General features: G+C 65.3%; 9 protein-coding genes. 3 read left to right on the forward strand and 6 right to left on the reverse strand.

From position 1 onward, the window contains the following. Positions 1-2 precede the first annotated feature (2 nt). Together ARADN35_RS0111385 and ARADN35_RS0111390 are read left to right on the forward strand one after the other, a co-directional pair. A complete protein-coding gene (locus ARADN35_RS0111385) occupies positions 3-1703 on the forward strand; it encodes an NAD+ synthase (RefSeq protein WP_010462175.1) in 1701 nt (566 codons plus the stop codon). Between the two features lie 107 nt (positions 1704-1810). Beyond that, complete coding sequence (locus ARADN35_RS0111390) at positions 1811-2899, forward strand: bifunctional nicotinamide-nucleotide adenylyltransferase/Nudix hydroxylase (RefSeq protein WP_010462177.1); 1089 nt, start codon at positions 1811-1813, stop codon at positions 2897-2899. Positions 2900-3029: 130 nt separating this feature from the next. On the opposite strand, the gene ARADN35_RS0111395 is transcribed toward ARADN35_RS0111390, so the two are convergent. From ARADN35_RS0111395 to ARADN35_RS0111420, 6 genes are all read right to left on the reverse strand, one after another. After that, the gene (locus ARADN35_RS0111395; RefSeq protein ID WP_010462178.1) at positions 3030-4553 is read right to left on the reverse strand and encodes a methyl-accepting chemotaxis protein; all 1524 of its coding nucleotides are present in this window, start codon (positions 4551-4553) and stop codon (positions 3030-3032) included. A gap of 119 nt (positions 4554-4672) precedes the next feature. Continuing rightward, entirely contained in the window at positions 4673-5929 is a 1257-nt protein-coding gene (locus ARADN35_RS0111400; protein WP_010462181.1) for a Zn-dependent hydrolase, read from the reverse strand. Between the two features lie 27 nt (positions 5930-5956). Continuing rightward, positions 5957-7408, reverse strand: a complete 1452-nt coding sequence (gene hydA, locus ARADN35_RS0111405; protein ID WP_010462182.1) for a dihydropyrimidinase — start codon at positions 7406-7408, stop codon at positions 5957-5959. A 72-nt stretch (positions 7409-7480) separates the two neighbouring features. Beyond that, positions 7481-8938 carry an NCS1 family nucleobase:cation symporter-1 gene (locus ARADN35_RS0111410; protein WP_010462184.1) on the reverse strand — a complete coding sequence of 486 codons (1458 nt, stop codon included), beginning with the start codon at positions 8936-8938 and terminating at the stop codon, positions 7481-7483. A gap of 223 nt (positions 8939-9161) precedes the next feature. Beyond that, positions 9162-10475 carry an NAD-dependent dihydropyrimidine dehydrogenase subunit PreA gene (preA, locus tag ARADN35_RS0111415; protein ID WP_010462186.1) on the reverse strand — a complete coding sequence of 438 codons (1314 nt, stop codon included), beginning with the start codon at positions 10473-10475 and terminating at the stop codon, positions 9162-9164. A gap of 31 nt (positions 10476-10506) precedes the next feature. Next, positions 10507-11874: an NAD(P)-dependent oxidoreductase gene (locus ARADN35_RS0111420; RefSeq protein ID WP_010462187.1), complete on the reverse strand. Its 1368-nt coding sequence runs from the start codon at positions 11872-11874 to the stop codon at positions 10507-10509. A gap of 349 nt (positions 11875-12223) precedes the next feature. Here ARADN35_RS0111420 and ARADN35_RS0111425 point away from each other — a divergent pair, with 349 nt between their 5' ends. Next, positions 12224-12883 carry a TetR/AcrR family transcriptional regulator gene (locus tag ARADN35_RS0111425; protein WP_010462190.1) on the forward strand — a complete coding sequence of 220 codons (660 nt, stop codon included), beginning with the start codon at positions 12224-12226 and terminating at the stop codon, positions 12881-12883. Positions 12884-12969 lie beyond the last annotated feature (86 nt).

Raw genomic sequence — 12969 nt, forward strand, 5'->3', positions numbered from 1 at the left:
CCATGCTCCGCATCACCCTTGCCCAACTCAACTTCACCGTCGGTGACATCGAAGGCAACGTGGCCCGCATGGTGGCCGCCGGGCAGCAGGCGGCGCGCGAGCAGGCCGACCTCATCGTGTTCAGCGAGCTGTCGCTGTGCGGCTACTACCCCGGCGACATGCTGGAGGAAACCGGCTTTCAGCAACGCATCGAGGCTGGCCTGGCCATGCTGCAGCAAGCCTCCGCCGAGCTTCCGCAACTGCACTGGGTGGTGGGCGCGCCCACACCCGCGCGCGGCCCCGGCAAGCGCTTGCACAACAGCCTGCTGGTGCTGCAAGGCGGGGCTGTGCGCCTGCAGTACGCCAAGCAGCTGCTGCCCACGTACAACATCTTTGACGAGCGCCGCCACTTCGAGCCCGGCCCGGACGTGGCCAAGGTGCTGCGTGTGGGCAACGCGCAGGTGGGCCTGCTGATCTGCGAAGACGGCTGGAACGACCACGGCGCCGACTACGCCACCAACCCTTTCGAGCGCATGCGCGACGCCGCGCCCGACCTGGTGGTGAGCATCAACGCCAGCCCCAGCCACACGGGCAAACGCGAGCAGCGTCACCAGATTTTTGGCGACGCCGCACGCCGCCACGGCCTGCCCATCCTGTATGTGAACCAGATTGGCGGGCACGACCAGGTGGTGTACGACGGGGCATCGTTTGCCGCCGAGCCCGAGGCGGGTGTCGTCTTTGAAGCGCAGCGGTTTGTGGAAGACGTGCGCACCCTCCAGTTCGACAACGGGCATTTTCTGAGCGCGGAAGGCGCACGCCCCGCCCCCGTGCCCGCACAGGGCCTGCCCACCATGGACTTCTACCGCCAACAGATCGTGCTGGGCCTGCGCGACTACGCGCGGCGCTGCGGCTTTACGCAAGTGGTGGTGGGCAGCTCGGGCGGCATCGACAGCGCGCTCACGCTGGCGCTTGCTGTAGAGGCGCTGGGTGCGGACAACGTGGTGGGCATCACCATGCCCTCGCGCTACTCCAGCAGCGGCTCGGTCGATGACTCGGTGGCGCTGTGCCGCAACCTGGGGGTGCAGCTGTTCACGCACCCGATTGCCGAATTGGTAACGGGCTACGCGCAGCAGTTTGAAACCAGCTTGGGCAAACCGCTGCAAGGCCTTCCGCTCGAAAATCTTCAGGCGCGCATTCGCGGCACGGTGCTGATGGAATATTCCAACGCCTTCGGCCACCTGCTGCTCACCACCGGCAACAAGTCGGAAATCTCGGTGGGCTACTGCACGCTGTATGGCGACACCAACGGCGGGCTGGGCTTGATTGGCGACCTCTACAAGACGGAGGTGTTTGCCCTGTCGCGCCACGTCAACGAATACGCCGGGCGCGTGCTGATTCCACAGGCCATCATCGACAAGGAACCCTCTGCCGAACTGGCCCCCGGCCAGCGCGATGTGGACAGCCTGCCGCCCTACCCCGTGCTCGACGAAGTGCTCAAGCTGCTCATCGAAGGCGACCGCCTTTCTGCTGCGGAGCACGCGGCGGCCCAGAATTTTGTGGCCCAGCTGCAAACCGACGACGCGGGCCGCGCCCTGGTGCAGCGCGTGCGCATGATGGTGGCGCGCAACGAATACAAACGCCGCCAGGCCCCGCCCATCGTGCGCGTGCGGGCCCGGGCCTTTGGCAGCGGGCGGCAGATGCCGATTGCAGCGCGGTATGTGTGAAACGGCTCCACGGTAAAATTACTACTAAAAAGATAGCTACTAGCGCTTTATAGATAGGCGCCAGAGGCCAAAAACACTGAAAAACGCGAACCCAGTAACGGAGACACATGGTCGATACCGCTATCTACATCGGGCGTTTTGAACCCGTGCACAACGGCCACATTGCGCTGCTGCGGCGCGCGCTCGACAGCGCGCAGCAGGTCATTGTGGTGGTGGGCTCGGCCTGGCAGGCGCGCTCGCCCAAGAACCCCTTCACCTGGCAAGAGCGCGAAGCCATGCTGCTGGGGGCGCTGCCCGAGGCCGACCGCGGCCGCGTGGTCGTGCTGCCCATGCGCGACTACTACAACGAGGCCGTGTGGGTGCAGGCTGTGCGCGCAGGCGTGGCGCGTTTGACCACACCGGGTGCGCGCATCGGGCTGGTGGGCCACTTCAAGGACGCCACCAGCGGCTACCTGAGCGCCTTCCCCGGCTGGGAACTGATCCATGTGGAGCGCCAGGGGCCGATTGACGCCACGGCCATCCGCGACGCGTGGTTTGGCGCCAACCCCGACTCCGTGCCATCCGCCCTCGCCCCCCTGGCCGACCAGATGCCCGCCAGCACCCTCGCCACGCTGATTCAGTTTGCGCAGACCCCGCACTACCCGGCGCTGCAGCAGGAGTGGCAGATGCTGCGCGGCTACCGCCAGGCCTGGGCCGCCGCGCCCTATCCACCGGTATTCGTGACGGTGGACGCCGTGCTGCGCTGCCGCGACCACGTGCTGCTGATCCGCCGCGCCCACGCCCCCGGCAAAGGCCAGCTGGCCGTGCCCGGCGGCTTCATCGAACAGCGCGAGACCGTGTGGCAGTCGTGCCTGCGCGAGCTGGTGGAAGAAACCCATTGCCACCTGCCCGAAGCCACCATGCGCGCCGCGCTGCAGTGCGTGGCCGTGTTCGACCACCCCGACCGCAGCCAGCGTGGACGCACGCTGACCCACGCGCATTACTTTGATCTGGGCGACGCGCCATTCCCCACCGTGCAGGCCGACGACGACGCGCTGCAGGTGCAGTGGACCCCCATCGACCAGCTGGCGGCGATGGAAGAGGAATTCTTTGAAGACCACTTCCACATGCTGGACCACTTCCTGGGGCTGACAGGCGCATTGAAGCCCAGCGAACAGCGCAGCAAGGTGAAGGTCGGCAACGGGCTTAGCGGCTAAAACTGGCGCTGCCCAGACCAGTGCCCCCGTGCAAGGGCCGCCCCGCCGCACCGGGGGCGTCCCCCTCCGCATTGCGCAGCAATGCCAGAGAGGGGGAAGGCGCGAAGCGACTCAGGGGGTGCCTAATTACTCACGCAACCCGGAACTGCCCCACCGTCTGCGACAGCGTCACCGCCTGCTGGCTGAGCGACTGCGCGGCGGCCAGGGCTTCTTCGACCAGCGCCGCGTTCTGTTGCGTGCTCTGGTCCATCTGCGAGATGGCCTGGTTCACCTGGGCAATGCCCGCGCTTTGCTCGCCGCTGGCAGCGCTGATCTCGGCCACCATGGTGGTCACGCTTTTCACCCCCGCCACCACCTCGCTCATGGTGGCGCCGGCCTGCTCCACGAGTTGTGTGCCCACACCCACCTTGGCCACGGAGTCGTCGATCAGGCCCTTGATCTCCTTGGCAGCGGCTGCGCTGCGCTGCGCCAGGCTGCGCACTTCGCTGGCCACCACGGCAAAACCCCGGCCCTGTTCGCCCGCGCGGGCAGCTTCCACCGCAGCATTGAGCGCCAGGATGTTGGTCTGAAACGCGATGCCGTCGATGACGCTGATGATGTCCACGATCTTGCGCGATGACTGGTCGATGGAGCCCATGGTGCCCACCACCTGCTGCACCACATCGCCCCCGCGCACGGCCATGTCCGACGCCGCACGCGCCAGCTCGTCGGCACGCTTGGCGTTGGCTGCGTTCTGCTGCACGGTGGAGGTGAGCTGCTCCATCGAGGCCGCCGTCTCCTGCAGTGCGCTGGCCTGCGATTCGGTGCGGGCCGACAGGTCGCCGTTGCCCGCTGCAATTTCGGACGAGGCCGTGGTGATGGAGTCGGTGCTGTCGCGCACCTGGGTCACGAGGTGCGAAAGGTTGTCACGCATGGCGCGGATAGCGTGCAGGATGCTGGTGGTGTCGCCGGGCAATGTCTGCACATCCACGGCCAGGTTGCCTTCAGCGATCTGCGTCACCACATCGGCCGCGTATTGGGGCTCGCCGCCGAGCTGGTGCACCAGCGTGCGCAGCATCTGCCAGGCCATCAACGCGATCACCAGCATCAACGCAGCGCCGATGGACAGCAGGATCGCCGTGTTGCGCCAGAAGGCGTTTTCGATGTCGTCCACATAGTCGCCAAAACCGATGATCCAGTCCCAGGGCTCGAACTTGATGATGGCGTAGAGCTTGTCCACCGGCTCCTTGGCACCCGGGCGCGTGCCTGGCGCAGTCACGGTGCCCACCGTCACACCTTGCAGCGCTGCGCGGTAACGCACGCCCGCTTCCTTGCCGCCCTTTTCATCGACGATGCCGATGCGTTTGGGGTTGGGGTGCACGTAGTTCACGTCGTTGGTGAAACCACGGACAAAGAAATATTTGTCCTTGTCCACAAAACTGCCAATGGTGCGGGTCGCTTCCTTGATGGCATCTTCGCGCGACAGGGCGCCGCTCTTTTCCTGCTCGTGCGCTTTTTGCGCGGCAGCATGGGCCAGCACCACCAGGTTGGAGAGCTGCGCCGTGCGCTCTTTCATCATCGATTGATAGAGCGTAGTCAGCGCCACGGCCGACAGCACCACCAGGCCCAGGAGGGTGGCGGCACACAGCCACAGGATGCGGGTTTTGAGTTTCATGGCCTGTCCTCTTCTCGGAATACGGAATTAAAAGTAACCAGAAGATACAACGAGGACCATGTCCTGTGGGCGTGATGGTCTAAATCGAAGGGCGCGCAGCCCCGTGCGGCCGCGCTCGATCAGGTGCCTGCACGCTCCAGCATCGCGTGCAGCAGCACGTTGCAGCCCGCCGTGATGTGTTCGGGCTTGGCGTCTTCGATCTCGTTGTGGCTGATGCCGTCCTTGCAGGGGATGAAGATCATGCCGCTGGGCGCGAGCTTGGCCATGTAGACGGCGTCGTGCCCCGCGCCCGAGACGGCGGGCATGTGGCTGTAGCCCAGCTTGGCCGTGGCGCGGGCCACGGCCTCCACGCATTCGCTGTGGAACACCTGCGCCGGGTAGCTGGACACCATCTCGATATGCACCTGCACGCCGTGCTCCTGCGCCACCTGGTGGGCCCGCGCCTTCACTTCTGCGGCCATCTGGTCCACGAGTTCGTCCGTGCTGTTGCGCAGGTCGATGCTGAACTTGACCCGACCGGGGATGACGTTGCGGCTGTTGGGGAAGACCTGCACCATGCCCACGGTGCCGCGCCCATGCGGCGGATGGCGGTGGGCGGCAGCCACCACGTCCTGCATGATGTGGGTGGCGGCCAGCAGGGCGTCCTTGCGCAGGGCCATGGGCGTGGGGCCTGCGTGGGCTTCCATGCCGGTGACAGTGCAGTCGAACCAGCGGATGCCCAGCACGCCGCTGACCACGCCGATGGTCTTGTCGTTGTCTTCCAGCACGGGGCCTTGTTCGATGTGGGTTTCGAAGTAGGCGCCGATGGGGTGGTCACCCGGCTCCTGCTCGCCGATGTAGCCGATGCGCTCCAGTTCGCCCTTGACCGTCTTTCCCTCGGTGTCGGTGGCGGCGTAGGCATGCTCCAGCGTGAAGGCCTTGGCGAACACGCCCGAGCCCATCATCACCGGCACGAAGCGCGAGCCCTCTTCATTGGTCCAGAACGCCACTTCGATCGGCGCCTCGGTTTCGATGCCGTGGTCATTGAGCGTGCGCACCACCTCGATGCCCGCCAGCACACCGTAGTTGCCGTCGAACTTGCCGCCGGTGGGCTGGGTGTCGATGTGGCTGCCGGTCATGATGGGTGGCAGGCTGTTGTTGCGCCCGGGGCGGCGCATGAAGCCATTGCCGATCTTGTCGATGGTGACGGTCATGCCCGCCTCGCGCGCCCAGCGGGTGACGAGGTCGCGGCCCTGCTTGTCCAGGTCAGTGAGTGTGAGGCGGCACACGCCGCCCTTGGGCGTGGCGCCGATCTGCGCCAACTCCATCAGCGATGCCCACAGGCGGTCGCCGTTGATGCGCAGGTTTTCGATGTCGGTTTTCACTTTGGTGTCCATGGTGTTCTCCGTGATGGCGTTCGTTCTTCAGCGAGCGACCGCAGTGGGGGCCAGATCGTGGGCGCGCTTTTGCACGGCCTGGAAGTTGCTGCCAAACGCGGGGCGCTTGATGTACCGGCCCTTGCCCTGCTCTGCGCGCAGGTCGCCATTGGCAAACACCACGCGGCCCTGGCTCACGGTGTGGCTGGGAATGCCGCGCACAGTGCGGCCTTCAAAAATGTTGAAGTCGCCCTTGCTGAACTGCGTTTTGGCCGAGAAGGTCTTGGTGCCTTCAGGGTCCCACAGCACCAGGTCGGCGTCGGCACCCTCACCGATGAAGCCCTTGCGCGGGTAGATGTTGAACAGCTTGGCGCAGTTGGCCGAGGTGATGGCCACGAACTCGCTGGGCGTGAGGCGGCCGGTGTTCACGCCGGCATCCCAGATGGCGGCCATGCGCTCTTCCACGCCGCCCGTGCCATTGGGAATCTTGGCGAAGTTGTCCTTGCCTGCCGCCTTCTGCGCGGCGCAGAAGGTGCAGTGGTCGGTGGCGGTGGTGTGCAGCTGGCCTGATTGCAGGCCGCGCCACAGCGCCTCCTGGTGAACCTTGGGGCGGAAGGGCGGGCTCATCACGTGGGCGGCAGCGGCAGCGAAGTCCGGGTCGCGGTACACGCTGTCGTCAATCAACAAGTGCCCAGCCAGCACCTCGCCATACACCCGCTGGCCACGCGCACGGGCGCGGGCGATGGCGTCGGCGGACTCCATGCAGCTCACATGCACCACGTAGATGGGCACGCCCAGCACGTCGGCAATCGCGATGGCGCGGTTGGCAGCCTCGGCCTCGACCATGGGCGGGCGCGACAGCGGGTGCCCTTCGGGGCCGGTGATGCCCATCTTGGCGACCTCTTGCTGCAGCAGGTACACCAGCTCGCCGTTTTCGGCATGCACCGTGGGCATGGCGCCCAGCTCCAGCGCGCGCTTGAAGCTGTTCACCAGGGTTTCGTCGTCGCACATGATGGCGTTCTTGTAGGCCATGAAGTGCTTGAAGCTGTTCACGCCCTCCTGTTGCACCAGCGTGCCCATGTCGGCGCGAACCTGCTCGCTCCACCATGTGATGGCGACATGGAAGCTGTAGTCGGCCGCCGACTTCTCGGCCCAGCCGCGCCACTTGCGGTAGGCGTCCAGGATGGGCTCCTGCGGGTCGGGGATCACAAAGTCGATGATGCTGGTGGTACCACCGGCCAAGCCTGCGGCCGTGCCCGTGAAGAAGTCGTCCATGGTGACCGTGCCCATGAACGGCAGCTGCATGTGCGTGTGCGGGTCGATGCCGCCGGGCAGCACATATTGCCCGCTCGCGTCGAGCACCTGCGCCCCCGCAGGCGCCTGGGCCGCAGCCCCCTCCCCCACGGCCACGATGCGGCCATCGACACACAGCACATCGGCACGCTGCTCACGGTCGGCGTTGACCACGGTTCCACCGCGGATCACAAGGGCTTGGGTCATGGGGGTCTCCTTCAGGGATACAGATCAAAAAAAGGGCCCTGCACTGGCACCAGGCCCAGGCAGGGCCAGAGGTCATTTTTTCTTGGCGGTCAGGTAGTAATAGGTACCGGCCACGGCCAGGCTGAAGAACCAGCCCGAATCGAACAGCGTGAGCCAGATGGCGGGCATGCCCGCCTTGTCCACCACGCCCGACACCGCCAGATAGCCTGGCAAGCAAGGCAGCACGCCCAGTGCAAAGGCGATGAGCGCGTGCAGGTTCCAGCCATTGCTGTACTCGTACTCGCCACCCCGGCGGTACAGGTCTTCCACCTTCAACTCGCTCTTGCGCACCAGGTAATAGTCCACCAGCAAAATGCCCGCGATGGCGCCCAGCAGCGTGCCGTAGCCGCCCAGCCAGGTGAAGAGGTAGCCGCCCGATGTGGCCAGGATCTTCCAGGGCATGAACACGAGCCCGATCAGCGCAGCAATGACGCCGCCCATGCGGAAGCTGATCTTGGAGGGCGCGATCTGGCTGAAATCGTACGAAGGCGACACCAGGTTGGCGGCCACGTTGGTCGTCAGGTTGGCCAGAAGGATCACCAGCAGGCCCAGGCCCGCGGCCACGCTGCCCATCTGGGTCAGCAGGCCATCAGGGAACAACTGCGCCTTGCCATACAGGATGGCCGACGCCGAGAAACCGATGACGCCCACCATGGAGAACAGCGCCATGGGCAGCGGCAGGCCGATGGCCTGGCCCATGACCTGGTCCTTTTGCGACTTGGCGAAGCGCGTGAAGTCCGGGATGTTGAGCGCCAGCGTGGCCCAGAAGCCCACCAGCCCCGTGAGTGCCGCCCAGGTCTTGGGCCCGCCTTCCACCACCTTGGCGGGCAGGTTGAAGAGCTGGCCCGATGGCACCTTCATCATCAGCACCACCACGAACAGAATGGAAGCTCCGATCATCAGCGGCGCGGCAATCACTTCCAGCAGGCGGATGGACTCCGGCCCCTTCCAGATGAAGTAGATGTGCACGGCCCAGAACGCCAGAAAACACATGAACTGCGAGGTGCTGATGGTCTCCCCAGCAGCTGGCCCTGCGAGGTTCATGCCCACGATGTTCAAGAAGCCATGCAGCGCGAGTGCGCCGAAGTAGCAGTTGATGGAGAACCAGCCACACGCTACCAGGCCGCGCAGCACGGCCGGCAGGTTGGCGCCCTTCACACCAAACGAAGCACGCGCCAGCACCGGAAACGGCACGCCATATTTGGGCCCCACGCGGCCGATGAGCACCATCGGAACCAGCACGATGCAATTGGCCAGGAACACGAGCCACACCGCCATCTGCCAGGTGAAGCCCTGGTCCAGCATGGAACTGGCCATGGTGTAGGTGGGCACACACACCACCATGCCCACCCAGAGTGCGGCGAAGTCTTTCCAGGTCCAGTGCCGCTGCGCGGCGGTGGTGGGGAGCAAATCTTCATTGGCGAGCGTGTTGGAGGCTCCGCCGGGCATTAGCCCCGCCACGTGGGCAGCGCTGCCGGTACTGTTGGTCATGCCTGTACTCCTGTCAAAGACTTCGTTGGGGTTGCACACAACCCGCTGTCTGGTCCGGCGCCCTCACGCTGGCAGATGGCGGGCAAAGGGAAGCGAGCGATGCTAGAGAGGACGCAAGAACTGCACCAGATGCAGTGCAGCATGCGTTGCAAATCAGCACCACGACGGGGGCATCCGGAACGTCTTGCATGGCCTGCAATGGAAGCACGCATCGGGTGCAGGATCAGGCCGTTGCAGACACGCGCTGCGGGTTGTTGGGGTGCGTGGTCCAGTTGGCGTATTCACCGGTGACCTGCTTGCCCGTGCGCACATCGACTTCGCCCGGCTCCAGGGCGCGCATGGTGATGCACTCGGGCACAGGGCAGATCGACACGCAGAGGTTGCAGCCCACGCACTCGGCCTCGTTGATCTCGAACTTGCGCACTCCGCCGTCCTTGGTGAAAGTGATGGCCTGGTGCGAGGTGTCTTCGCACACCACATGGCAGCGGCCACACTGGATGCAGGCATCTTGGTTGATGACGGCTTTCTCGATGTGGTTGAGGTTGAGGTTCTTCCAGTCCTTCACCGTGGGCACGGCCTGGCCCTTGAAGTCGTCGATCGTGGCGTAGCCATGCTCGTCCATGAAGTTCGACAGCCCATCGCACATGTCCTGCACGATCTTGAAGCCGTACACCATGGCGGCCGTGCACACCTGCACGGTGCCACAGCCGAGCGCAATGTATTCGGCCGCATCGCGCCAGGTGGTGATGCCTCCAATGCCGCTGATGGGCAGGCCCGCGGTCTGCGCGTCGCGTGCGATCTCGGCCACCATGTTGAGCGCAATGGGCTTGACTGCCGGTCCGCAGTAGCCGCCGTGCGAGCCCCAGCCGTCGGTACTCGGACTCATCACCATGCGGTCCAGGTCCACACCCATGATGGAGTTGATGGTGTTGATGAGCGACACCGCGTCGGCCCCGCCCGCCTTGGCGGCGCGTGCGGGCTGGCGAACGTCAGTGATGTTGGGCGTGAGCTTCACGATCACGGGCAGCTTGCTGTAATGCTTGCACCAGGCCGTGACCATCTGGATGTATTCAGGCACCTGGCCGACGGCCGCGCCCATGCCGCGCTCGCTCATGCCATGCGGGCAACCGAAGTTGAGTTCGATGCCGTCAGCGCCGGTGTCTTCCACCAGCGGCAGGATGGCCTTCCAGCTCTGCTCCTCGCAAGGCACCATGAGCGAAACGATCATGGCGCGGTCGGGCCAGTTGCGTTTGACGCGCTTGATCTCCTCGAGGTTGGTGTGCAGCGGCCGGTCAGTGATCAGCTCGATGTTGTTCAGGCCAATCACGCGGCGGTCTTGCGACATCAGCGTGGAGTAGCGCGGGCCGTTGACGTTGACCACCGCCGGGTCTTCGCCCAGCGTCTTCCACACCACGCCACCCCAGCCGGCTTCGAAGGCGCGGGTGACGTTGATCTCTTTGTCGGTGGGCGGTGCGGAGGCCAGCCAGAAGGGGTTGGGGCTTTGAATGCCCAGAAAATTGCTGCGAATGTCTGCCATGGGGTGCTCCCGTGAGTTGCAGTTGACGACGTCAGGCCACGAGTGCCACGGGCACGCTCAGCGCTTGATGAATGGAGACAGCGGCGACCTTGCCGTGCTCCACCGCCTCCACCGTGAGGTCGCGGCCACCCACGCGGCAGTCGCCTCCGGCCCAGACGCGCGCCAGGCTGGTGCGGCCCTCCAGGTCCGTCACAATGCGCCCGGCTTCCAGCGCGATGGAGGCACCCACCGGCTCGGCCACAAAGGTCTGGCCGATGGCCTTGAGCACCATGTCGGCCTCCAGCGAGAAGGTCTCGCCGGTTTCCACCAGCTTGCCGCCACTCAGCGCCGTGGTGGCAAAACGCACGCCCTTGACAACACCGCCTTCGCTCAGCACCTCTTTCGGTGCAGCCCAGTGGCGGATGGTCACACCATTCGTCTGCGCCCACTGCTGCTCCACAGCGGACGCCGACATGGCCTCTGCGCCGCGGCGGTAGACGATGGTCACCTCTTCGGCGCCCAGCTTGCGCGACTGCACGGCGGCATCCACCGCCGTCATGCCGCCACCAATCACCACCACGCGGCGGCCCACGGGCAGGGTCGAGAGATCGGTGCTCTGGCGCAGCTCGGCGATGAAGTCCACCGCATTGCGCAGGCCGGTGACCGTGGGCTCGGCCACGCCCAGCGCGTTCACACCCTGCAGGCCCAGGCCCAGAAACACAGTGTCGTACGCGCCCAGCAGGCTGTCGAGCGTGATGTCACGGCCCAACTGCTGGCCGGTGCGCACCTCGATGCCACCGATGGACAACAGCCACTCCACTTCCTTCTGCGCGAAGTTGTTGGTGGTCTTGTAGCTGGCCAGGCCGTATTCATTCAGGCCGCCCAGCTTGGGGCGCGCCTCGAACAGCACCACGTCATGGCCGCGCACGGCCAGGCCATGCGCGCAGGCCAGGCCTGCAGGCCCGGCGCCCACCACGGCCACACGCTTTCCGGTAGCGGCCGCGCGCTGGAACAGGGGCGCGCTAGGCTGGGCAAAGAAGGCATCGGTGGCGTAGCGCTGCAGCGAGCCGATCTCCACCGGCTTGTCCTCGTTGGTGTTGCGCACGCAGGCCTGCTCGCAGAGCACCTCGGTGGGGCACACCCGCGCGCACATGCCGCCCAGCGGGTTCGCCTCCAGGATGGCACGCGCAGCACCCCGGTTGTTCTCCTGTGCGATGCGGTGGATGAACGAAGGGATGTCGATGCCCGTGGGGCAGGCGGTGGCGCAGGGCGCATCGTGGCAGTAGTAGCAGCGCTCGGCCTCGATCAAGGCCTGGGGTTTGGTGAGCGGCGGGTGCGCATCACTGAAGTTGGCAGCGTAGTCGGCCAGGTTCAGGCGTGCAGCATGAATGCCGCAGGCACGGCTTGCGGGTGTGTCCATCAGTTTTCCTCCGGAAGGGTCGGGGTGGGGGTCTGGGCGTGCGCCGGCGCCTTGCAGCGCCTGCAGCGCCCGCAGCTCATGGGGCCGGGGCCAGCCAATGCGGCGCCAGCGTAGGTGCTGGCGCCCGCAAACTTCGGAGGTTTCATCGTGGGCCTCGCTGTAGGATTCAGGTGCCCACTGCTTTGGTGCAGCGGTGCCCTGTGTGGTGGGTCAATTTACCAACCCGTAAAAATTTACCAATTGGTAAAATCCCTAGAGCAAACCCCGTGCCAGTCAAATCGCCACAAATCCCCGCCCCACGCCAGCGAATTGCCAGTTTTTGGCCCCTGGCTTGTTCCACAATGGTGCGATGACCGACGCCCGCCCGTCCCCCGCAGACACCGTCCCCCGCGCGCCCACCGCCTCGCGCCTGCTCAAGGAACAGAGCATCCTCACCGAAGCTGAGAACCACTTTGCACAATTCGGCTTCGAGGGTGCTTCGCTGGAGAACATTGCCGCAGCCATTGGCATCAGCCGCCACAACCTGTTGTATTACTTCACCAGCAAAGAGGCGCTGTACCAGCGTGTGCTCGACGATGTGCTGACCCAGTGGCTGGCGGGCATGGAAGACCTCTCGCACAGCGACGACCCCCAGCAGGCGCTGCGGCGCTATATCCGCGCCAAGCTGCAGTATTCGCGCACGCGCCCCCAGGGCGCCAAGGTATTCACCAAAGAGGTGATTGCCGGTGCACCACGCTATGGCAAAGCCATCATCGAGCGCGTGGGCCCGCTGCTCAAGACCGAGGTGCGCACCTTCGAGCGCTGGGCGCGCGAAGGCCGCATCGCCAAGGTGAATTTCACGCACCTGATGTTCATCATCTGGTCGGTCACGCAGGCCTACGCCGAGCAGGAAGCCCAGTTCGCCCTGCTGCTGGGCAAACCGGCGCTGACCGAACGCGACTATGACAAGGCCGAGGAGTTGATCGTACGCATGGTGCTGAGCGCGCTGGCGCCGGACAACCCCATCTGAATCGCGGGAGCGCTGCGATGCAGAGCAGCCATTGGCGGCTTGGACCGCTGAACGGCTCGCACCGCCCTGATTTACTACTATATTGA

The sequence above is a fragment of the Acidovorax radicis N35 genome (assembly GCF_000204195.1).
GTDB lineage: Bacteria > Pseudomonadota > Gammaproteobacteria > Burkholderiales > Burkholderiaceae_C > Acidovorax > Acidovorax radicis.

What these genes read in the sequence shown, in the direction of transcription:
- ARADN35_RS0111385 (WP_010462175.1), top strand. Translation starts at nt 3, where the DNA reads ATGCTCCGCATCACCCTTGCCCAACTCAACTTCACCGTCGGTGACATC.
- ARADN35_RS0111390 (WP_010462177.1), top strand. Translation starts at nt 1,811, where the DNA reads ATGGTCGATACCGCTATCTACATCGGGCGTTTTGAACCCGTGCACAAC.
- ARADN35_RS0111395 (WP_010462178.1), bottom strand. Translation starts at nt 4,553, where the DNA reads ATGAAACTCAAAACCCGCATCCTGTGGCTGTGTGCCGCCACCCTCCTG.
- ARADN35_RS0111400 (WP_010462181.1), bottom strand. Translation starts at nt 5,929, where the DNA reads ATGGACACCAAAGTGAAAACCGACATCGAAAACCTGCGCATCAACGGC.
- hydA (WP_010462182.1), bottom strand. Translation starts at nt 7,408, where the DNA reads ATGACCCAAGCCCTTGTGATCCGCGGTGGAACCGTGGTCAACGCCGAC.
- ARADN35_RS0111410 (WP_010462184.1), bottom strand. Translation starts at nt 8,938, where the DNA reads ATGACCAACAGTACCGGCAGCGCTGCCCACGTGGCGGGGCTAATGCCC.
- preA (WP_010462186.1), bottom strand. Translation starts at nt 10,475, where the DNA reads ATGGCAGACATTCGCAGCAATTTTCTGGGCATTCAAAGCCCCAACCCC.
- ARADN35_RS0111420 (WP_010462187.1), bottom strand. Translation starts at nt 11,874, where the DNA reads ATGGACACACCCGCAAGCCGTGCCTGCGGCATTCATGCTGCACGCCTG.
- ARADN35_RS0111425 (WP_010462190.1), top strand. Translation starts at nt 12,224, where the DNA reads ATGACCGACGCCCGCCCGTCCCCCGCAGACACCGTCCCCCGCGCGCCC.